The sequence below is a fragment of the Streptomyces thermocarboxydus genome, assembly GCF_024760485.1.
GTDB lineage: Bacteria > Actinomycetota > Actinomycetes > Streptomycetales > Streptomycetaceae > Streptomyces > Streptomyces cellulosae.
The window spans coordinates 5795721-5815022 of record NZ_CP058273.1 but is presented as its reverse complement, the minus strand read 5'-3'; the positions used below and the strand labels follow the sequence as shown (position 1 = coordinate 5815022).

At 73.3% G+C, this 19302-nt stretch carries 17 protein-coding genes and 1 pseudogene; 8 read left to right on the top strand and 10 right to left on the bottom strand.

The window, feature by feature from the left end; translation table 11 throughout:
• On the bottom strand, positions 1-963 hold a 963-nt coding region (locus AY578_RS26625), incomplete at its 3' end, for a bifunctional transcriptional activator/DNA repair enzyme AdaA (protein ID WP_258905795.1).
• 132 nt (positions 964-1095) lie between these two features.
• Between AY578_RS26625 and AY578_RS26620 the strand changes: the two genes are divergently transcribed.
• Together AY578_RS26620 and AY578_RS26615 are read left to right on the top strand one after the other, a co-directional pair.
• Entirely contained in the window at positions 1096-1776 is a 681-nt protein-coding gene (locus AY578_RS26620) for a HEAT repeat domain-containing protein (protein ID WP_137209071.1), read from the top strand.
• Between the two features lie 7 nt (positions 1777-1783).
• Positions 1784-2788, top strand: coding sequence for a HEAT repeat domain-containing protein (locus AY578_RS26615; protein ID WP_019523333.1), 1005 nt, complete (start codon positions 1784-1786; stop codon positions 2786-2788).
• Between the two features lie 55 nt (positions 2789-2843).
• Here the strand turns inward: AY578_RS26615 and rsgA are convergent, their stop codons facing one another.
• A complete protein-coding gene (gene rsgA / locus AY578_RS26610; RefSeq protein WP_026243599.1) occupies positions 2844-3956 on the bottom strand; it encodes a ribosome small subunit-dependent GTPase A in 1113 nt (370 codons plus the stop codon).
• Positions 3957-4583: 627 nt separating this feature from the next.
• On the opposite strand from rsgA, the gene AY578_RS26605 reads away from it, so the two are divergent.
• Entirely contained in the window at positions 4584-5213 is a 630-nt protein-coding gene (locus tag AY578_RS26605) for an NUDIX hydrolase (RefSeq protein ID WP_258905791.1), read from the top strand.
• 120 nt (positions 5214-5333) lie between these two features.
• On the opposite strand, the gene AY578_RS26600 is transcribed toward AY578_RS26605, so the two are convergent.
• Positions 5334-5786, bottom strand: a complete 453-nt coding sequence (locus AY578_RS26600) for an anthrone oxygenase family protein (protein WP_019523336.1) — start codon at positions 5784-5786, stop codon at positions 5334-5336.
• 111 nt (positions 5787-5897) lie between these two features.
• Here AY578_RS26600 and AY578_RS26595 point away from each other — a divergent pair, with 111 nt between their 5' ends.
• Entirely contained in the window at positions 5898-6506 is a 609-nt protein-coding gene (locus AY578_RS26595; protein WP_136239881.1) for a TetR/AcrR family transcriptional regulator, read from the top strand.
• A gap of 102 nt (positions 6507-6608) precedes the next feature.
• Positions 6609-7730: a hypothetical protein gene (locus tag AY578_RS26590; RefSeq protein ID WP_215189663.1), complete on the top strand. Its 1122-nt coding sequence runs from the start codon at positions 6609-6611 to the stop codon at positions 7728-7730.
• A gap of 152 nt (positions 7731-7882) precedes the next feature.
• Here AY578_RS26590 and AY578_RS26585 read toward each other — a convergent pair.
• Positions 7883-9393: pseudogene (locus AY578_RS26585) on the bottom strand (cellulose binding domain-containing protein).
• 240 nt (positions 9394-9633) lie between these two features.
• Complete coding sequence (locus tag AY578_RS26580; RefSeq protein ID WP_019523340.1) at positions 9634-10956, bottom strand: radical SAM protein; 1323 nt, start codon at positions 10954-10956, stop codon at positions 9634-9636.
• Positions 10957-11111: 155 nt separating this feature from the next.
• Here AY578_RS26580 and AY578_RS26575 point away from each other — a divergent pair, with 155 nt between their 5' ends.
• The gene (locus tag AY578_RS26575) at positions 11112-12365 is read left to right on the top strand and encodes an FAD-binding protein (RefSeq protein ID WP_258905787.1); all 1254 of its coding nucleotides are present in this window, start codon (positions 11112-11114) and stop codon (positions 12363-12365) included.
• Positions 12366-12413: 48 nt separating this feature from the next.
• On the opposite strand, the gene AY578_RS26570 is transcribed toward AY578_RS26575, so the two are convergent.
• Positions 12414-14135: a PHP domain-containing protein gene (locus AY578_RS26570; protein ID WP_258905785.1), complete on the bottom strand. Its 1722-nt coding sequence runs from the start codon at positions 14133-14135 to the stop codon at positions 12414-12416.
• A gap of 262 nt (positions 14136-14397) precedes the next feature.
• Here AY578_RS26570 and AY578_RS26565 point away from each other — a divergent pair, with 262 nt between their 5' ends.
• Positions 14398-14976, top strand: a complete 579-nt coding sequence (locus AY578_RS26565; protein WP_136239886.1) for a TetR-like C-terminal domain-containing protein — start codon at positions 14398-14400, stop codon at positions 14974-14976.
• A gap of 12 nt (positions 14977-14988) precedes the next feature.
• On the opposite strand, the gene AY578_RS26560 is transcribed toward AY578_RS26565, so the two are convergent.
• The 4 genes from AY578_RS26560 to AY578_RS26545 form a co-directional block, all read right to left on the bottom strand.
• A complete protein-coding gene (locus tag AY578_RS26560) occupies positions 14989-15768 on the bottom strand; it encodes an isocitrate lyase/PEP mutase family protein (RefSeq protein WP_028961559.1) in 780 nt (259 codons plus the stop codon).
• Between the two features lie 60 nt (positions 15769-15828).
• Positions 15829-16656, bottom strand: a complete 828-nt coding sequence (locus AY578_RS26555) for a class II glutamine amidotransferase (protein WP_019523345.1) — start codon at positions 16654-16656, stop codon at positions 15829-15831.
• 128 nt (positions 16657-16784) lie between these two features.
• A complete protein-coding gene (locus AY578_RS26550) occupies positions 16785-17207 on the bottom strand; it encodes a DUF7144 family membrane protein (protein ID WP_019523346.1) in 423 nt (140 codons plus the stop codon).
• 51 nt (positions 17208-17258) lie between these two features.
• Complete coding sequence (locus tag AY578_RS26545) at positions 17259-17696, bottom strand: SHOCT domain-containing protein (protein ID WP_019523347.1); 438 nt, start codon at positions 17694-17696, stop codon at positions 17259-17261.
• A 180-nt stretch (positions 17697-17876) separates the two neighbouring features.
• On the opposite strand from AY578_RS26545, the gene AY578_RS26540 reads away from it, so the two are divergent.
• The gene (locus AY578_RS26540) at positions 17877-19292 is read left to right on the top strand and encodes a DUF2252 domain-containing protein (RefSeq protein WP_136239885.1); all 1416 of its coding nucleotides are present in this window, start codon (positions 17877-17879) and stop codon (positions 19290-19292) included.
• Positions 19293-19302 lie beyond the last annotated feature (10 nt).

Below are 19302 nucleotides of genomic sequence, written 5' to 3'. Positions count from 1 at the left end.
GGGCGAGCGCAGCCCGGGGCGGGCGGCGACCAGCGGGGCGAGCCGGGCGTCGGCGCCGAGGCGCTCGTCGACGGCGTACGGGTCGGCGTCCAGGTCGAACAGCCGGCGCAGCCGCTGCACGGCGGTGGTCAGATCGCGCAGGTCGGTGAGGTGGACGCGGGCGTCGATCCAGCCGCCCGGACCCGTACGGGCGCGCTCCTCGACGGCGGCGATGCCGGTGCCGTAGGGGAGGCGCAGGGTGCGTCGGTAGGTGCGGGCGCCGGGCGTGCCGGTCACCTCCTCGACGCCGGGGACGGCCTCGCGTTCCAGCAGGTCGAAGAGGGGGCGCGCCTGGTAGGGGCCGCGGTGGGCGAGGCGCAGGGGCACGCCGGCGGTGGGGGCGCCGGGGCGGGGCCGGCCCTTGCGGGGCGCGGCGGCGCGCAGTCCGGTGGGCGTGGTGGCGTACACGGCGCGGACGGTGTCGTTGAACTGGCGGACGCTGGCGAACCCGGCGGCGAACGCGATCTCGGTGACCGGCAGTCCGGTGGTCTGCAGGAGCACCCGCGCGGTGTGGGCGCGCTGCGCCCGGGCGAGGGCGACCGGTCCGGCGCCCAGCTCCGCGGTGAGCTGCCGCTGCACCTGGCGGGCGCTGTAGCCGAGTCGCGCGGCGAGTCCGGCCACGCCCTCGCGGTCCACGACGCCGTCGGCGATGAGACGCATGGCGCGGCCCACGACGTCGGCGCGTACGTTCCACTCGGCGGAGCCGGGCACGGCGTCGGGGCGGCAGCGCCGGCAGGCCCGGAAGCCCGCGCCCTGGGCCGCGGCGGCGGTCGGGAAGAAGCGCACGTGGGCGCGTTTGGGGGTGACGGCGGGGCAGCTGGGCCGGCAGTAGATGCCGGTGGTCTCGACGGCGAAGAAGAACACGCCGTCGAACCGCGCGTCCCGGCTGCGCACCGCCTCGTACCTGCTGTCCTCGTCCGTCATACGGTCCAGTGTCCCTGGGCGGGGAGGGCCGGGCTGGCGGGAATCGGACATGGAGCCCGAGGGGCGCTGCGGGCGCGTGTTTGACCCTGACACGGTGAGAAGGTCTTCACTGGCGTGCCAGGAGGTGCTCCGATGACCACGCCCAAGGCGGAGACGACGACATCACGGGTGCTCGCGGGACTGCGGCACGACGACTCCTCGGTACGGCTGCGCGCGGCGCTGGCGGCCGGGTCGGACCCGGACCCGGGGTTCGTGGAGCCGCTGGTGGAGCGGTGCGGGGTGGAACCGGTGTTCCATGTGCGGGACATGCTGACGTGGGCCCTGACCCGGCACCCGGAGACGGTCACGGTGCCGCGGGTCCTGGCCGAGCTGCGGTCGCCGGACGCCCGGGCGCGGAGCCAGGCGCTGCACACCCTGTCGAAGATCGGGGACCGGGGCGTGTGGCCGGCGGTGCCGCGGCCGCTGCTGACCGACCCGGACGACGAGGTGGCGCGGACCGCCTGGCGCACGGCGGTGCTGCTGGCGCCGGAGGACGAGGCGGCGGAGCTTTCCCGGGCGCTGGTGTCGCAGCTCGGGCGGGGCGAGCGGGAGACACAGCTGAGTCTGAGCCGGGCGCTGATCGAGCTGGGCGGGCCGGCGGTCCCGCCGGTGCGGGCCGTGGCGGAGGGCCATCCGGACCCTCGGGTACGGGCGCACGCGCTCGCGACGGAGCAGTTGCGGCGTGACCCTGAGGCGGGGTTCGCGTACGCGGTGGAGGAGGCGAAGCGCGTGGTGTCGCTGGGGCCGGGCGGGCCTCCCGGTGAGGAGGGGTGAGGCAGGGGTGCTGATCGGTGAGGTGGCGCGGCGGTCCGGGGTGAGCCCCCGGATGCTGCGGCACTACGAATCGCTGGGGCTGGTGCGGCCGACGGGCCGTACGGCGGCCGGGTACCGGGCGTACACGGAGGAGGACATCCGGCGGATCTTCCACGTGGAGAGCCTGCGGTCGCTCGGGCTGTCGCTGCGGGACGTGGGCCGCGCCCTGGACGACCCCGGCTTCACCCCGTCCGGTCTGGTCGCGGACCTGGCGCGGCGGACGCGGGAGCGCATCGCGCGGGAGACGGAGCTGCTGACCCGTCTCCAGCGGATCGACGCGGCGGAACCGGCCGACTGGCAGGAGGTCCTCCGGGTCGTCGCGCTGCTGCGGAACCTGCGGTCGGGGGATGCGGGGATGCGGCAGCGGGCGGCCCTGTCGTCGGTGGACACGGCGCCGGTGCCGGTGGAGGCGCTGGTGGAGGCGGTGCTGAGCGAGACGGACCCGAACGTCGCGGGCGCCCTGCGGTGGGCGCTGGCGCAGGAGGGCGAGCGGGGCGCGGAACTGCTGGCGGCGGGGCTGGGGTCGGCGCTGCCCCAGGTGCGGGGGCGGGCGGTGCGGTGCCTGGCGGAGATCCCGGGCGAGCGGGCGACGGCGCTGCTGCGGGAGGCGCTCGGGGACGCGGACCCGTCGGTGCGCCGGACGGCGGCGCTGGAGCTGGGGGCGCGCGGGGTGGCGGAGGCGATGCCGGAACTGGTGGGGATGGTCGTCGAGGAGGCGAACGACGTCGACGCGGCGGACGCGCTGGGGACGCTGGCGGGGGACGCGGAGGCGGCGGCGCGGATCGTGACGGCCCTGTCGGACCGCCTGGCGGATCCCTCGCTGGACCAGTCCGCGCGCCGCCGCCTGACGCAGGCCCTGGCGGAGATCCCGGGCCCGGCGGCCACGGACACGCTGAAGGCGCTGACCGGGGACGGGGACCGGGCGGTGGCGCTGACGGCGCGGTACGTGCTGGAGCTGCGGGAGCAGGGCTGAGCCGCCCGCCGGGTGCCGCGACGGGCACCCGGCGGGGGGTCTGGTGTCGGAGGTGTCAGCGGATGCGCCCCCGCTTGGCCTCCATGGCGGCCTTGCCGAGGGCGCCCTTGCGCTTCCAGTCCCTGCGGAGCTCGGCACGGACGCGGGCGTCGGTCTTGGCGACGATGTACTGGTTCTCCCGGAGCAGCTTGCGGTAGCTGTCCAGACGGCGCTGCGGCAGCTCACCGGTCTCGATGGCGTCGAGGACGGCACAGCCGGGTTCGCTTTCGTGGGCGCAGTCGTGGAAGCGGCAGTTCTCGGCGAGGTCCTGGATCTCGGAGAACACCTGGCCGACACCGGTGCCGGCGTCCCACAGCCCGACGCCCCGCAGACCGGGGGTGTCGATGAGGACTCCCCCGCCGGGCAGCAGGAGCAGGTTGCGGGTCGTGGTGGTGTGGCGGCCCTTGCCGTCGACGTCCCGGGTGGCCTGGACGTCCATGACGTCCTCGCCGAGGAGGACGTTGGCCAGAGTGGACTTTCCGGCGCCGGACTGCCCGAGCAGGACCGAGGTCCCGCCGCCGACGACCGCGGCGAGCACGTCGATCCCCTCCCCGTCCTGCGCGCTGACGGTGAGGACGGGCACGCCGGGCGCGGACGTCTCGACGTCCTGCACGAGGTACGACCGGGTCACCTCGTCCGGTACGAGGTCGGCCTTGGTCAGCACCACGACCGGCTGCGCCCCGGACTCCCACGCCAGCGCGAGGAACCGCTCGATCCGGGCGAGGTCGAGCTCGACGGCGAGGGACACGGCGACGACGGCGTGGTCGACGTTGGCGGCGAGGATCTGCCCCTCGGACCGCTTGGAGGAGGTGGACCGCACGAACGCGGTACGGCGGGGCAGCAGCGTGCGCACGTAACGGGGGCGGGCGCCTTCGGGGTCGACGGCGGCCCAGTCACCCGTGCAGATGACCTTCATCGGGTCACGGGGGACGACGTACTCGGTGTCGGCACGGATCACCCCGCCGGGGGTGGCCATGTCACACAGCCCCCGGTCGACCCGGAGCACCCGCCCCGGCACGAGCCCTTGAGCGGCGTACGGGGCGAAGGCGTCGGCCCACTCGTCGTCCCAGCCGTAGGGAGCAAGGGAGTGCGAGGAGGCGGAAACGGAAGAAGAGGAGGAGAAACTCAAGGGAAACCCTTCGAAGGGCGGCCCCGGCGGCGCGTGTTGACGAACGCGCGGAGTGAGAGGAGGTCAGCCGGAGACCACGGAGGTGAACGAAACGAACGACTGAATGCGGGCACGGCCCATCACGGAAACGGCCATCGGTCACACCTCCCGGAGTCCCTCGCCACGAACGGCACCACTGCACGGGCGCCTTGCCGACCCGGCACACATTAGAGGGCGCGGGGGCGCCCCGCCATCTCTTTTCTCGGCACCCGTTTGTGGGGCGCATCGGGTGGCGAGCCGGCGTCCGCCTTCTGCGCTCGCGCGTACGGGGAGCTCACGCGCGCTCCCCAACTTCTCGCCAATCGCAGCGGGGACGGGACGGGTGTTGAGCCGAACGCGTTGCGGCAGGTGAGAGTCACGCGTGCCGGCCGCGCTCGGCGCCTCGCCCGAGGGCGCCGTGTCATTGCGGGGTCAGCTGCCCGACCGCCCCTGGCCGGATGACGCCCCGGCCGGTCCTTGTGCCCCCGTTCCGTGTCAGTGCCCGCTGCTACACCCAAAGGTGAGGCGTACACGTCCGCTTCGGAGCTGTCGGCTCCGGAACCCTTCGCCGTCGTCACAGTGTCCGATGACGGAAGCGAGCCCGCTTCGGTGCAGGTATACGCGAGTCAGTGGGAGGGCGACCCCGCGCGGCTGCCGCTCACGGAGGGAGTGATGCTGCGCTGGTTCCGGCCGGAGGACCTGGACCGGCTCCGTATGCTCCCCTCCACCCGCGACCTGGTGCGGACGCACGCTGCAGACCGGGCCGCAGTGCCAAGCCGCACGGTCCGCCACGGCGCCGGAGCCGTGCCGCACATCGTCGGGGCGCATCTCTACCTCGAGGACCCGGCCGGTCGGGTGCTGCTCGGGCTGCGGCATCACAACTCCGCCTTCGCGCCCAACACATGGCACTTCCTCGCCGGGCACTGCGAGCAGGAGAGCGCGGTGCTCTGTCTGGTGCGCGAGGCCGAGGAGGAGGCCGGGCTGTGTATCGATCCGCGGGACGTGGAGTTCGTACACGTACTGCACCAGCTCCCCGGGCCGGGCCGGCGGCCACGGCTTCAGCTGGTCTTCCGGGCCCGTGCCTGGACGGGGGTGCCGCAGGTGCGGGAGCCGGACAAGTGTCTCGCGTGGCAGTGGTGGGACCCGGACGCCCTGCCCGAGCGGGTCGTCCCGTACACGCGTGAGGCCATCGCCCATGTGCGTGCCAAGCGCCCGTACTCGGAGGCGGGGTGGGAGTGACGTTGGCGGCGCGCCGGTGAGCCCGCGGAATCACTCCCGCCCTTCCCCGGCGTCAGGAGCTGCGGTTCGCGGCGCTGGTCAAGGCCCTCACCGTGAGCTGAGCCCCCCGCGTGCCGCGGTTCAGCCTCGGGCGACGGCCAGAAGGGTGAAGGCCGCGGCGATCAGGGCGAGACGGCCGTAGTGGTAGCGGAGCCAGCGGTTGAGCTGCTCCCGCCAGTCGGCGGGGCGGTTCTCGGGCGTCCAGGTCTTGTTGCGGTTGTTGATCGGGACGAGCAGCAGCACCGACATGATCACGCTGAGGACGAGCAGGGCGGCGGCGGTGACGAGGAGTCCCGTGCCGGGGTCGGGGTGGTTGCGGCCCGCGACGGCCCATACGGCGACGAGGACGAGCGAGCCGATGTACCAGACCGGCATCACCGCGCCGAGCAGGCGGCCGCCGTGGGCGTGGGCCTGCTGGGCGCTGTCCTCCGGGAGTGCGTCGATGACGCGGTTCATGACGAAGGCGACCGAGAACTCCACGCCGACCATCAGGCCGACGATGACGACGGTGGCCACTTCGAGTGTGCTGAGCATGTGATCCCCCTGGATCCCTTGATGCGGGCGGCGCTGGATCTAGCATTGCTAGCTGATGGGTCAACGCTAGACTGTCGCCGCTCGATTGTCTAGCAGTGCTAGGCTTCGAGTATGTCGGTACAGGAACGCAAGCAGCGGGAGCGGGCGGAGCGGGAGCGGCTCATCGTCGCCACGGCGCGGGAACTCGCCGAGGAGCAGGGGTGGGACGCGGTCACGACCCGGCGGCTCGCCGAGCGGATCGAGTACAGCCAGCCCGTGCTGTACAGCCATTTCCGGGGGAAGCGGGAGATCATCGGCGCGGTGGCCCTGGAGGGGGCCGCCGAGCTGGCGGCGGAGCTGCGGGCGGCTTCCGCGTCGACGGAGGAGGCGCGGGGGCGGGTCACCGCGCTGGCGCGGGCGTATCTGGACTTCGCCGAGCGGAATCCTGCCGTCTACGACGCGATGTTCCAGCTGGACGGCGGGCTGGCGTTCGCGGCGGAGGACACGCCCGAGGCGCTGAAGGACGGGTTCGCGGCGTTGCTGGAGACGTTGCGGGACGTGGCCGGAGAGGGGGTCGAGCCGGGGTTGTTCACGGAGGTGTTCTGGGCGTCGCTGCACGGGCTGGCGACGCTGACGCGGGCGGGGCGGTTGCCGGCGGGGGACGCGGAGGCGCGGGTCGGACTGTTGGTGGGGCGGCTGGCCGTCGTCCGACCCGGGAAAGCGTACGGGCAGCTCGGGTAAGCGTCCGGGCCGCGTGTCACGGGGCGCACGCATCGCCCCTGGGGCACATGATGGGCACGGAAATGCGCCAGGCCAGCCCATGCGAAGGGGCCAGTGATACGGATGTCGTCCCAGGCCGTCACCACCGTAGCCCTCCTCGCGGATCCGGACGCGCCGACGGAGATCGCCCACCGCGTGGCCCAGAAACTGCCCGAACGGCTCTCCGAAAGGGCGGGCGAAGGGCGGGAGTTCGACGTCCACGTGGTCAGTGAGCCCTTCACCGCCGGGGCCGAGGACCCGGCCACCCTGCGGCGCCGGGTCCTGGAGCGCGGACGTGAGGAGGACTGGGACGTCGTCGTGGCTCTCACCGACCTTCCCCTTCACACGCACGGGCGCAAGCTCGCCGTGGATCTCGACCATGAACACGGCATGGCGGTGCTGTCCCTTCCCTCACTCGGAGGGCTGGGTTTCCAGCGGAGGGCCCGGCGTGCGGTCGAGGACGCCGTGCTCAACCTGACGCAGGCGCAGACCGCCGGGGCTGGCGGAACCCCTCGGCGTGAGCCGCTGCTGACGTTCGTCGGCCGTCTCGCGCCCATTCACCGGAGCCGGGCCGACGACGACGAGGCGGTCGACCTCCGGTACGTGGTCACCGGGCCGCGCGGCTATCTGAGGCTCCTCCTCGGCATGGTCCGCGCCAATCGGCCGTGGCGGCTGGTGCCCGGCCTGTCGAAAGCCCTGGCGACCGCCCTTGCCACGGGGGCCATCGCGACCGTGAACGCCACCGTATGGAGCCTCGCCGGGACGCTGAGCACGGTGCGGCTCGTCATCGCGACCGTCGGGTCGATCGTGCTCATGGTGGGGTGGCTGATCGTGGACGCTGGGCTGTGGCACAGGACGACTGACGCCTCGCCGGAGGCGCGACAGAGGGAGGCCCTCTACAACGCCTCGACGGTCGTCACCCTGGGGCTCGGGGTGCTCGTCTGCTACGTCGGCCTCATGACCGTCAACCTGCTGTGGGCGCTGTTCATCCTCAACGACCGGGTGTACATGTCCGTCACCCGGACCCCGCTGGACGGCGGGCAGTACTGGACGCTCGCCTGGTTCGTCGCATCGGTCGCCACGGTGGGCGGGGCGCTGGGTTCGAGCCTGGAGAGCGACGAGGCGATCCGGACGGCCGCGTACAGCAAGCGCGAGCAGGAACGTCTTCGCATGCTGCGGGACGAGCGTGAGGGCCACGAACGCTGACTCGACAGGGCGCAGCAGCAGCCCGGGGGGCGCCCCGAAGGGGCGCGGGGAACTGCGCGACCAGCCCCCGACGGGCCGCACCCGGCGTACGACCGTGCGGGGCACGGCGCTGTCTCCGAGGCCCGCCGGAAGATTGCCGCGAAGACCCAGTCTCACGCCACCTCGCACACCCGTCCGTTCAGCGTGAAGTCGTATGCCCGCGTGTCCGGCCCCTGGCGGGCCGTCAGGAAGCCGAAGGACAGGTGGCCGCCTGCCGCGACGGCGGCGTTGTAGTCGGCCGCCGTGGCCGTCACCCGGCCCCCCGTCTGGTGCACCGACGCGTCCCACATGTGCGTGACGCGGTGGCCCTCCGGGACGGTGAAGGCGACGCGCCAGCCGTCCAGGGTGTGGCGGGTCGTCACGGTGACGGCGGCCTGGTAGCCCTCCGGCCACTGGTTGAGCACGTCGTAGTCGACCTGGCACGCGGCCGGCGGGTCGGCGCCCGGGGTCTCCGCGGCGCCCGAGGACGTGCCCTGGGGTTCCGGGTCGGGCTCGGGGGTCGGGTCCGCCGTACGGGAGGGCCGGGCGGTGCGGCTCGGCGCGGCGCCGGGGGGCGAGGGCGACGACGGTGCGGGCCGGCGGAGCCGGACGGCGCCGTGCCCACCGGCGGGAGCGACGGCGCGGGGGCCGCCACCGGGCCGCCGCGGTCGTTGTCGGCGGCGGGCGTCCCCGGGTCCCCGCCGTCCCCGAACGGCATCAGCGACACCGCGAGAGCCAGCAGCGAGACGAGGACCGCCGCGGCCATCGGCCCGTGCCGGACGACCCGCGCCTTGCGGTCCCGTCCGCGCGCCGGGTCGTCGTGGTCCGCGTCGGGCCCGTCCGGGTTCCCCGCGCCCAGTCTGACTTCCGCGGCGCGGCGGCGGCGCTCCAGGTAGGCGAGGCCGCCCCAGCCGATGACGCCGCCGGCGAGCGCGCCGGGCAGGGTGCCGGTGTTCAGCCGCAGGCAGGCGGCGGCCTCCGCGCACTGGCGGCAGGTGGCAAGGTGCCGGGACAGGTCCTCGGGGGTGTCCGCGGCGGGCGAGCGGGTGACGGCGTCGAGCAGCCGGGCGTAGCTGCGGCACTCGGCGTCCATCGGGGAGTCGAGGTGGTTCCGGTGGCAGCGGTCCCGGAACAGGCGGCTGACCTGGGCGAGTTCGTCGGCCGTGGTGGCGGGGTCGAGGCCCAGGCGGCGGGCCACGAGGGGCAGCGGCAGCGCCTCCGCCTCGGCCAGCCACAGCAGTTCGGCGTCCGCCTGCTGGAGGTCCCGCAACCCCCGCAGCGCGATGGGGCGTTCGAGGGGCGGCCCGGTGTAGCGGGCGGCCTCGTCCGAGTGCAGCCACAGCCGCAGTTCGGGGTCGAGCTTGTGGCCCTGTCCGTCCTTCTCCCACGCGGCGGCGGTGGTGCGCACGGCGGTCAGCAGGAGGGGGACACGGGGCAGCCTGGAGGAGCGGCGGCCGGTCCCGCGCACGCTTCCCGACTCGGCGGCGCGCAGTTCCCGTATGCCCTCGGCGAAGGCCTCGCGGGCCAGTTCCGCGGCGGCGCTCGAACCCGCCGTGCACAGGTCGGCGTAGGAGAGCACCGCGTCCCAGCATTCGGAGAACAGGGCCGCCTCGGTGGCGTCCTGAGGGCTCGGCAGGTCGGGCATGAGACTCCTGCATCCACGAGCGAGGTCAACTCGCCATACCGGCTGGTGGAGTTGAGGGAAACCTCGCGGCAGTGGACGAGAGCTTTGCACGTCTCCGACACAACTGACAAGCGCTCTCTTCACTTTGTGTGGCCATACCGCGACCCCTCGCAGGGACCATACGCACGAAAGGCCGGAACGTCTCGGTTCCGGCCTTTCGTATGCAGTTCTGTCACATCCGGACCGCGCCCGGGCGGTCGCTCAGACGGCTTCGACGGGCTCCGTCGCCGGCAGGCTGTCCATGAAGGAGCTGACGGAGAACACCGCGCGGCCGGGTCCGGGCGGGCCGTAGCCGGGGGGCGAGGCGAGTCCGAAGTCCTCCATCGTCTGCCGGTACGCCTGGAGCAGCCGGATGTGGTACTCCAGCGGCGCGCCCTGCGGGTTGGCCTTGCCGAGCGGCGTGGTCGGCTCGGGGCACCAGGTGGTGAAGCGGGGCGTGATGCCCTTCGACATGAAGAAGCGCAGGCCCTCGGTGGTGGACGCGATCGCCTCGTCGACGGTCTTGAAGCCGAACGGCTCGGCCATCTCCACGCCCGCCACGAAGTTGGGGATCACGTTGCGCGCGCCGAAGATCTCCGCGGAGTCGAGGATGCGGCGGTGCCACTCGTCACGGCCGACGTACCGCTCCTTGCCGGGGCAGTACATCTTGAACAGGTACTCGTCCCACACCTCGTAGTTGGGGTGGTAGATCTGCACGCCGTAGTCCTTGAAGCGCTGCACGTCGTCCTTGGGCAGCGCCTGGGCGACGACCTTGCCGATCCAGCGGCCGGGGAAGCGCTCCTCGATCGCCTTGGCGTAGTGGCCGTAGAAGTCGGCCTCGTCGCGGCCGGAGACGGTCTTGGTGATGGCGCCGCCGGTGAGGGTGTAGGCGGTGGACGCCTTCGCCGTGTCGTACTTGTCGATGATCTCCAGCGCCTCGAGGACCTCCTCGACGTCCTTCACGCCGGTGTAGGGCCGGCCGGCCGCCTTGTGCTGGCGCCAGTTGTGGTTGATGTCGCAGTACTGGCATTCCTCCTTGGCGCCGAAGTACTGGCAGACCCGGAAGACCGTCAGGTAGATCAGGTAGCCCCACTGGATGGTGGGGGCGACCTCCATCACGGACTTCCCGTTGGACAGCTTGTGCTTGTAGTACTCCGGCATCGGCGGCACGCCGACGTCGGAGATCCGCTTGCCGTCCAGGTAGAGGCCGAGCATGCCGTGCTCGTCGGCGGCGACCCGGTACGGGGACGACGGGTTCACCCGGACGGACACGACCGTGCGGCGCAGGTCGTACGGTCCTCCGGTGAGGATGATCTCCTCCGGCGGGCGGCGCAGCGCGGCCTCGCCCAGCTCCGGCAGGGTGCCGTGGTCGAAGGAGAAGATGAAGTACGACTTCGGTTTGACCTCGCCGCCCTCGTTGTCGCTGAGCGCTGAGGGGTCGAAGGCCACGCCGCCGCGCAGCAGGTCCTCCTTGAAGACGGCCTCGCGCGGAACGTGCGGGAACCGCTCCATCAGATCCTCGACCAGCGCGGTACGGCTGCCCATCGCGTGTTCTCCTCCCGGTGCCGACGTACGACTCCTCACGGTATGCCCCCGGCCGGACATCCGGGGCGGCGGGTCCCCCCACATGGCGCCGGTCACTCCCGAGGTAGGTTCCGAGGTGGCCCATGTCACGGGCCCGCAGGCGGGAAGGACGAGGGATGACCGAGAGCGTGACCAACTGGGCGGGCAACATCACGTACGCCGCCAAGGAGCTGCACCGGCCGCACACGACGGACGCGCTGCGCGCCCTGGTCGCCGACGCCTCGCGGGTACGGGTGCTGGGCAGCGGCCACTCCTTCAACGACATCGCCGACGCGGGCGAGGACGGCGTCCTGCTGTCCCTGGCCGCGCTGCCCCCGGTGATCGAGGTGGACGCCCAGGCGCGCAGGGTCCGGGTCGGCGGCGGGGTGCGGTACGCGGAACTGGCCCGCGAGGTGCACCGGCACGGGCTGGCGCTGGGGAACATGGCGTCACTCCCCCACATCTCGGTGGCCGGGTCGGTCGCCACCGGCACGCACGGCTCGGGCGTCGGCAACGGCCCGCTCGCCTCGTCCGTGCGCGCGGTGGAGCTGGTCACGGCGGACGGCTCCACGCTCACCCTGGAGCGCGGCGACGAGCGGTTCGGCGGCGCGGTCACCGCGCTGGGCGCGCTCGGCGTGGTCACGGCGCTCACCCTGGACCTGGAGCCGGCGTACGAGGTGGAGCAGCGGGTGTTCACCGAGCTGCCGCTCGACGTGCTGGACGCGGACACGTTCGAGGCGGTGATGTCGGCCGCGTACAGCGTGAGCCTGTTCACCGACTGGCGGGAGCCCGGCTTCCGGCAGGTGTGGGTGAAGCACCGCGCCGACCGGCCGCGCACCGACTTCCCGTGGGCGGCGCCCGCGACGGAGAAGATGCATCCGGTGCCGGGCATGCCCGGCGTGAACTGCACCGAGCAGTTCGGGGCGCCGGGCCCCTGGCACGAGCGGCTGCCGCACTTCCGGGCGGAGTTCACCCCGAGCAGCGGCGCGGAGCTCCAGTCGGAGTACCTGCTGCCCCGGGGCGCGGCCGTGGACGCGCTGCACGCCCTCGACGGAATCCGGGACACGGTGGCGCCCGTGCTCCAGACCTGCGAGGTGCGCACCGTCGCCGCCGACGAGCAGTGGATGAGCCCGTCGTACGGCCGTGACACGGTGGCGCTGCACTTCACCTGGATCGAGGACACGCCGACGGTGCTGCCGGTGGTGCGACGCCTGGAGGAGGCCCTCGCCCCGTTCTCGCCGCGCCCCCACTGGGGCAAGGTCTTCACCACCCCGCCGGCCGAACTGCAGGCCCGCTACCCGCGCCTGCACGACTTCCGCGCGCTGGTGCGTGAGCTGGACCCGGAGGGCGTGTTCGGGAACGCGTTCGTGCGGGGGGTGCTGGGCGACTGACGGGCCGGGGGGAGCGTGGGGGCCGGGGAGGCTCCCACGCTCCCACGGTCACTCCGGCAGCACCCACACCGGATTCGAGTAGAACCACAGGTCCCGCCACGGGTCGGCGTCGCCGTAGACGTCCTGGGCGGGGCCCGCCGGGTCGACCTCGGCGCCCATGACGCCGACGGCGGAACGGTTGCCGTCGGTGCCGCGCAGCCGGACGTACAGCGGGCGGTCGACCGGGCCGAGGTCGTAGGTGAACCGGACGGTGCCCTCGGACGCCGCGACGTCGTACGACCGGACGACGGCCGCCGTCGGCGCGGTGAACGTGTCCTGGTCGGCGACCGGGCCGGTGACGTCGCCCCGGATGACGTCCACGCGGGCCAGCCGGGGTGTGAAACCGGCCCAGTTGGCGTCGGCGGCGAGTGCCACGTCGGCGGTCAGCGTGACCTTCGTGCCCTTGGGGACGTGCAGGGCGCCGCCGAGGGTGGTCCAGCGGCCGCCGCCGGAGACGCGGACGTCGAGGCCGTCGACGAGCTGACCGTGGTCGACCCAGACGCGGCCGGCGCGGATGCCGTCCATGACGGCGGCGTAGGAGAAGCTCTTGGCGCCGACGTGGGTGCGGCTGTACTGGCCGGGCCAGTAGTCCACCGCCGTGGTGTCGATCTTCCCGGCGTACACGGGGGCGCCGTGCCGGCCGTTGGCGGGGAAGTCGCCGGCGCCGCGGACGGTGGTGTCGGCGTACACGTGGTGGGAGTCGGAGTTCGCGGTGATCCACCAGGGGCGGCCCTCGGCGAGGAGGCTGTCCCACAGGCCGCCGACGGTGGCGGTCATCCAGTCGAAGCCGCCCCAGGTGCGGTAGCTGTCCAGGGGGTAGCCGGGGAACGAGTTCGCGGTGGGGCTGCCGTCGTAGTAGCCGCGGGCGCGGCCCGGGCCGAGCGGCGTGGGCAGTCCGGCGGCCTGGTGGCCGGGGGCGCCCTCGAAGCCGACGGCGATCCGCCGGTCCTGGCCGGTGGCGTCGCGCCAGGCGCGGATCTCGTGCGGGGAGTCGATGCCCTTGCGGGAGGGGTGGTGGGCGAGCATCAGGGCGTCGTCCACCGTGCGGCGGCGCACCTGGTCGGCGAGGAACCGGATCCCGGCCACGGCGAGGGCCTCGTTGGCGGGGCTGGAGTCGCCCGCGCCCTTCACGATGCCGTCGTAGTCGGTCTCGAACTGTTTGAGCACGGCGACCTCGTTGCGTCCGGGGTGGACGAACACGGTGCCGTGGTCGGCGGCCGGGATGTTCCACTCCAGTCCCTGGAAGACGAGGGTGTCCCGGTACGCGGCGCGCGCCTGTCTGATGTCCGGGTTGACGTTCTCGACGCCGATCCTGGCGTGGATCGCGCTGCCGTGGTCGGTGATCACCATCCAGTCCAGGCCGTGCCGGGCGCCCTGGCGGACCTGGTCGACGACGCGGTACTTGCCGTCGCTGCTGTAGTGGGTGTGGATGTGGTGGTCGCCGGCGAGCCAGAGGTATCCGTGGCGCGGGGCCGCGGCGTCGGCTCTTCGGGCGTCCGCGGGCGGTGAGGCCGTGGCCGTGCCGCTGCCGGACAGCACGGTGCCCGCGGCCAGGCCCGCGCCCAGCAGGCCGGCACGGCGTAACAGGGCGCGGCGGGACGCCTGCTCGGGGGTCAGCGCCTCGTCGGGCACGGAGGTGTCGAAGGCCGCGGGCAGCGGCGCGGACGCGCCAGGCCCGTGGTCGTGGTTGTCGTGGTGGTGATGGTCGTGCGGTCCGTGCCCGTGCCCCATGACTGCCTCCTCGTCTCGAACGCGCCGCAGTGGAGCATCCGGGCGGCGTGTGAACCACGGTCGTCCATGGAGTGACCGGCGCGTGCCACCGACACGACGGCTGCGGGCCGTCCGGGGGCCGGTCGCGCGGGGCCCCGCGCCCCTCAGGAGGGCGCGGGGACCACGCCAGCAACCACTACCCACCGGCGGGCGACCCGCAACCCCGCCCGCGTCGGCTACATTCACCTGTCCGAAACCGCCCGCCCGACCGCCGGAGGCACACATCCCCCGCGCCGGACTCACCGCAGACCTCCTCGTCGCGGCCGCCGCCGACCTCGCCGACGAGGCCGGCTACGAGAACGTCACCCTGTCCGCGCTGGCCCGGCGTTTCAACGTCAAGGACGCAAGCCTGTACACGCATGTGCGCGGACTGCGGGACCTGCGCACCCGGATGGCGCTGCTGGCGGGCGGCGAGATGACCGACCGGATCGCGGAAGCCGTCGACGGCCGCACCGGCAAGGACGCCCTGGCCGCCTTCGCGAGCGCGTACCGGGGCTACGCCCTCGCCCACCCGGGCCGGTACGCCGCCACCCAGATCCGCCTGGACGAGGCCACGGCGACGGACTCCCCCGAGATGCGCCGCACCGCCGAGGTCATCTACGGGCTGCTCCGCGCGTACGGCCTGGAGGAGCCGGATCTCACCGACGCCGTACGGCTGTTGCGCAGCTCCTTCCACGGCTACTGCGCCCTGGAGTCCTCCGGCGCGTTCGGCGCGCCGCGCGATCTGGAGGCGTCCTGGGACCGGACGATCGACGCGCTGCACCTGACCTTGCGGAACTGGCCGCGAAGAGACGCGGGTTGAGCCGTCGGGCGCTCAGCCCGCGAGCTTCTGCACCTCCCCGTACGACGGCACCGTGCCCTCCCCCGCGTCCCGTCCCTCCCGTACCGCGGCCACCGCGTCCAGCGCCGCGCCGAGCGCCCGCCGGTACAGCAGCGAGCCGAGGCTGACGCGCCGTACGCCGACCTCGGCGAGCCGGTCGGGGGACGGGCCGCCGGGCGCGTACAGGACGTTGAGGGGGCAGCCCTCCAGCGCACGCACCAGACCGGCGATCACGCCGAGGTCGGTCAGTCCCGGCACGAACACCCCGTCGGCTCCGGCGTCCCGGTACGCGAGCACCCGCTCCCTCGCCCCCTCGCCGTCCCCGAGCCAGTACGTGTCCGTCCGGGCGTTGACGAAGAGCCCGGGTGCGGCGGCGCGCACGGCGCGGATCTTCGCCACGTGCCGGTCGACGGGCCCCAGCCCGTCCTCCAGGTTGATCCCCACCGCGCCCCGCGCCCGCAACTCCGCCGCATACATGCCCACTTCGCCGGGATCGTCGCTGAAGCCGTCCTCCGCGTCGACGGAGAGCAGGCACGGCAGCGCGCCGAGCGCGCCGGCCAGGCGCAGGGTCTCCTCGCGGGTGGCCCGGGTCCCGTCGGGCAGTCCGGCCGCCGCGGCGACGCCCAGGCTGGTGGTGCCGACGGCGGGGAAACCGTGGGCGTGGAGGAGGGCCGCGGAGGCGTGGTCCCAGGCGTTGGGCAGCAGGAGCGGCCGGTCCTGGTGGTGGAGCGCGGCGAAGGTCTCCGCGCGGCGGGCTGCGTCGTCGTCCGTCATACGGGCCACGCTAGGGCGGGGACGCTTCGGCGCCCGCCGAACGGTCCTCGCCAGGTGCGCTCACTCCGGCGTGAACGTGTGCATCTCGTCCCCCTCCGGCTGCACCACCCCGTACGAGCTCTCCGGGACCTCGTTCCAGGCTCCGGTCAGGTCACCGAGGGGCTCGGAGACGATGAGGCGGGCGTCGTCCGCGATGTCGCGCAGGAACGCCACGTCCGGGTGGAGGGACTTCAGCGTCTCGACGCGGGTGTTGTAGAAGAGGGACCGCGACTTTCGCCGGGTGGAGTAGCGGAAGGACCACAGCCGTACGCCGTCGGTGACCGCGACCGTCATCTGCATCGGGTACTCGACGCCGTGCGCGCGGCCGGTGCGCTCGACCAGGCCGGTCATACGGGCGACGGCGCCGCGCGGGTCGTCCTCCAGGCCGAAGGTGAGCGCCAGGTAGAACATCATCTCGGAGTCCGTGGACCCCTCGACGTACGGGAAGAGGTCCGGGCGGACGGCCAGGGCGAGGTCGCGCCGCAGCAGGGGGAAGCCCTCGATGGCGCCGTTGTGCATCCACATCCAGCGGCCGTGCCGGAAGGGGTGGCAGTTGGTCTGCTGCACCGCCGTGCCGGTGGAGGCGCGAATGTGGGCGAAGAACAGCGGGGAGACGACGTGCCCGGCGATCTCCCGCAGATTACGGTCGCTCCAGGCCGGGCCGATGTCCCTGACCACGGCGGGGCTGTCCTTGTCCGGCACGTACCAGCCGATGCCGAAGCCGTCGCCGTTGGTGGTCTCGACGCCCATCCGGGCGTGCAGGCTCTGGTCGATCAGGGAGTGGACCGGCCGGTAGAGCAGGTTCTCGAGCAGGATCGGTGTGCCCGAATAGGCGAGCCAACGGCACATGTCCACCGCCTTCCGGTCGGGACGGAACCCGCGTACGCCCCGGCGGGCGTGAGCCGTGAGGCCCGCGCCCGCCGGGACACCGCACGCCCCACCGGGTACCCGTCCCGCCGCACGGGACGCGTCCCGCGTCAGGTGCGGGAGCGGCCGCCCACGCACAGCGCCCAGATGACGAACCCGGAGAAGGCGATCATCACCACGGACCAGACCGGGTAGTACGGCAGGGACAGGAAGTTCGCGATGACGACCAGTCCCGCGATCACCACGCCGGAGACGCGGGCCCACAGGGCTCCCCGGCCCAGGCCCATGCCGACGAGCACCGCGATCGCGCCGAGCACGAGGTGGGTCCAGCCCCAGGCCGTCAGGTCGAACTTGAAGACGTAGTTCTGTGTCGTCACGAAGACGTCGTCCTCGGCGATGCCCATGATCCCGCGGAAGATGTCCAGCACCCCCACGAGCATCAGGGTGACGGCGGCGAAGACGGTCAGGCCGCCCGCCCACTCGCGCTTCGCCGACGGCGCGTGCGCGCCGTGTGTCGGATGTGTGGCTGTCATCGCTGTGCCTCGGTTCCGTGTCGTGTGCGGTTCCCTGACAGGACGTCCCGGTCAGGAGTGGGGCCCGTGGCCGCTCAGGACCAGCTCCTTGGCCCTGCGGAACTCGTCGTCCGTGATGTCCCCGCGCGCCTTGATCTCGGAGAGCCGGGCCAGTTCGTCCACGCTGCCGGCCGGCTCCCCCGTGCCCTTCGCCGTCTCCCTGATGTAGCTGTCGAGCGCCTCCTGCTGGGCGCGTGCCTGGGCCAGCTCACGGCTGCCCATGTTCCTGCCGCGGGCGATGATGTAGACGAAGACGCCCAGGAAGGGCAGCACGACCGTGAAGACCAGCCAGCCCGTCTTGGCCCAGCCGCTCAGGGAGTCGTCGCGGACGACGTCGACGACGACCCGGAAGAGCAGGATGAACCACATGATCCACAGGAAGAACACCAGCATCGTCAGCAGTGCGCTGAGCAGCGGGTAGTCGTACGCGAGATACGTCATGCCGGTCATCTCCTCCTCGCTCGCGGGCCCTCTGCGCCCGCCCGCGGCGCGCCGTCGCACCGTGCCGACCTCAGCGTGTTCCGTACGGGGTGCCGGTCGCCTCACCCGGCGCGGGTGATCCGGCGGGCGGGGCCCACGGGGTGGGATGGACGGCGTGGAGTCGTGACCGTGCGCGACGGGAGGACGGCGATGGCGGTACCGGACGTGTTCGACGCGCGGGCGGCCTCCCCGTCCCCGGCCGAGCGGGCCTCGTACGGCAAGCGGGCGCGGGGGCGTGCGCCCCGCTCGTCCCACGGCGCGTTCACGCCGGCGCGGGGACGGCCGGACCCCGTGGACGTGCTGGAACGGCAGTCCGCGGCCCGGCTGTCCGAGCTGGTGCCGGTCCGCTACGGGCGGATGCTGGAGTCACCGTTCCGCTTCTACCGGGGCGCCGCCGCGATCATGGCGGCCGACCTCGCGCCGCTCCCGGACACCGGGCTGACCGTGCAGCTGTGCGGGGACGCACATCTGCTGAACTTCCGGCTGCTGGCCTCCCCCGAGCGGCATCTCGTCTTCGACATCAACGACTTCGACGAGACGCACACCGGCCCCTTCGAATGGGACGTCAAACGGCTCGCGGCCAGCTTCGCGATCGCCGGACGGGCGAACGGCTTCACCGTGGCGGAGCAGAGCGACGCGGTGCGGGCGTGCGTGGCCGCGTACCGGCTGCGTATGCGGGAGTTCGCCGGGATGCGCGCGCTGGACATCTGGTACGCGCAGGACGACGCCGACCGGCTGCGCGAGCTGGCGGCCTCCTCCCTGACCGCGGAGGGCCGGCGGCGTACGGCCGAGGCGGCCCGCAAGGCGCGCGGCCGCACCCACCTCCAGGCGTACGCGAAGCTCACCCGGGCCACGCCGGAGGGGCGGCGCATCGCGGCGGACCCGCCGCTGATCACCCCGCTGCGGGACCTGCTGGACGGCGCGTCGGCCGAGGAGAAGGGGCTGCGGGCGGTGCTGGACGGCTACGCGCGGTCGCTGGCGTCGGACCGGCGGCAGTTGCTGAGCCGCTACCGGCTGGTCGACGTGGCCCGGAAGGTGGTGGGCGTCGGCAGTGTCGGCACCCGCTGCTGGATCGTGCTGCTGCTCGGCCGGGACGACGACGATCCGCTGCTGCTCCAGGCCAAGGAGGCCCAGGAGTCGGTGCTCGCCCCGTACACGGACGGCGAGGAGCCCGACAACCAGGGCCGGCGGGTGGTGGAGGGCCAGCGGCTGATCCAGACGACCAGCGACATCCTGCTCGGCTGGACGCACGCGACCGGCCTCGACGGCCGGCCCCGCGACTTCTACGTACGGCAGCTGCGCGACTGGAAGGGCATCGCCCGGCCCGAGACGATGGACCCCTCTCTGCTGCGCCAGTTCGCCCGCCTGTGCGGGGCGAGCCTGGCGCGGGCCCACGCGAGGTCCGGCGACCCGGTCGCCGTCGCCGCGTACCTGGGGCGCGGCGACCGCTTCGACCGGGCGCTCGCGGCGTTCGCGCAGGAGTACGCCGACCGCAACGAACTCGACTTCGCGGCGCTGGGCGAGGCGGTGCGGGCCGGGCGGGTGCGCGCGGAGGGGCATCCCTGAGCGGCTCCAG

Coding starts and splice junctions, on each gene's coding strand:
- AY578_RS26620 (WP_137209071.1), top strand. CDS start 1,096: ATGACCACGCCCAAGGCGGAGACGACGACATCACGGGTGCTCGCGGGA.
- AY578_RS26600 (WP_019523336.1), bottom strand. CDS start 5,786: ATGCTCAGCACACTCGAAGTGGCCACCGTCGTCATCGTCGGCCTGATG.
- AY578_RS26595 (WP_136239881.1), top strand. CDS start 5,898: ATGTCGGTACAGGAACGCAAGCAGCGGGAGCGGGCGGAGCGGGAGCGG.
- AY578_RS26590 (WP_215189663.1), top strand. CDS start 6,609: ATGTCGTCCCAGGCCGTCACCACCGTAGCCCTCCTCGCGGATCCGGAC.
- AY578_RS26580 (WP_019523340.1), bottom strand. CDS start 10,956: ATGGGCAGCCGTACCGCGCTGGTCGAGGATCTGATGGAGCGGTTCCCG.
- AY578_RS26575 (WP_258905787.1), top strand. CDS start 11,112: ATGACCGAGAGCGTGACCAACTGGGCGGGCAACATCACGTACGCCGCC.
- AY578_RS26570 (WP_258905785.1), bottom strand. CDS start 14,135: ATGGGGCACGGGCACGGACCGCACGACCATCACCACCACGACAACCAC.
- AY578_RS26560 (WP_028961559.1), bottom strand. CDS start 15,768: ATGACGGACGACGACGCAGCCCGCCGCGCGGAGACCTTCGCCGCGCTC.
- AY578_RS26555 (WP_019523345.1), bottom strand. CDS start 16,656: ATGTGCCGTTGGCTCGCCTATTCGGGCACACCGATCCTGCTCGAGAAC.
- AY578_RS26550 (WP_019523346.1), bottom strand. CDS start 17,207: ATGACAGCCACACATCCGACACACGGCGCGCACGCGCCGTCGGCGAAG.
- AY578_RS26545 (WP_019523347.1), bottom strand. CDS start 17,696: ATGACCGGCATGACGTATCTCGCGTACGACTACCCGCTGCTCAGCGCA.
- AY578_RS26540 (WP_136239885.1), top strand. CDS start 17,877: ATGGCGGTACCGGACGTGTTCGACGCGCGGGCGGCCTCCCCGTCCCCG.